The following is a 1,030-nucleotide window of genomic DNA, read 5'->3' as shown; positions in this document are numbered from 1 at the left end:
CACGACGGGCCACAGCATCATCAATCGCCGCCACAGCCAGGCGAGATTTCATCCTCGAATCGATGGCATAGCCGATGATTCTGTTGCTGAACACGTCCTTGACCGCGCACATGTACAGCTTGCCCTCACTGGTGTGGTGTTCGGTAACGTCGGTCAGCCACAACTCGTTGATTGCCTTGGCAGTGAAGTCGCGTTCGACGAGGTCGTCACACACTGGTGGGCCGGGCTTCTTGCCGTGTTTCCGGGCTCGTTTGATCGTGTGCGAGAACAACTGCTGCTGGGAGCACAATCGCCACACACGACGCTCTGACGTCTGCAGACCCGCGGCGTGGAGTTCATCGGCGATGAACCGGTGCCCGAACTCAGGATCGTCCGTATGAACGTCGTAGGCGGCATTGATCAGATGTGCCTCGTCCCAGTCCCGAGCTGAGACCGGATGAGCGCACCACTTGTAGAACCCCTGCTTGGTAAAGCCGAGCACCCGACAGGTCACTGCCACCGGCACCCCGGTGGCAGCAAGGTCAAGGACCAGCGGGTACATCATTTTGGGTGATGGCCACCGAGCTTCAAGTTCGCTTGCGAGAGGTACGCTGCGGCCTCGCGGAGGATCTTGTTCTCACGCTCGAGCTCGCGAATGCGTTTCAGCGCTGCCGCCTGGGCGCGTGACTCCTCGACATCACGGGAGGGCTCGAGTCCGTGCTCGCGTAGCCGCGAGTCACGCACCCAGGCCTGGAGAGCTGACTTCGAGATACCGAGGTCGGCACACACCTGCTTCTGGGTCATTCCATCGTCCAAGAGCTCGAGCGCTGATTGCTTGAACTCATCGGTGTAGATCTTTGGCATGACTACTATCCTTCCTGGAATTTATCCAGTCGTGAAGTCAACCAAACCTTCAGCAGTCCCGGCCCCGGATCCTGTTCGACGTGGCCGTGGCTTGTTTGGCGAGGTCATCGTCGTAGCCACACAGCATCGACAGTTCCGCGACGTTTTCATCGCTGACCCGAATCCCGCGCAGGGTATGTGGCATGGT

The 1,030-nt window shown here is 59.4% G+C and carries 2 pseudogenes; both read right to left on the bottom strand.

From position 1 onward, the window contains the following. Positions 1 to 843: pseudogene (locus tag EB836_RS18580) on the bottom strand (IS3 family transposase); the annotation flags it as partial. A 61-nt stretch (positions 844 to 904) separates the two neighbouring features. Beyond that, a pseudogene (locus EB836_RS18015) lies at positions 905 to 1,030 on the bottom strand (transposase); the annotation flags it as partial.

Source organism: Brevibacterium sp. S111 (assembly GCF_004745075.1).
GTDB lineage: Bacteria > Actinomycetota > Actinomycetes > Actinomycetales > Brevibacteriaceae > Brevibacterium.
The sequence above is the reverse complement of the archived record's forward strand: the minus strand, read 5'-3'. Positions and strand labels throughout refer to the sequence as shown.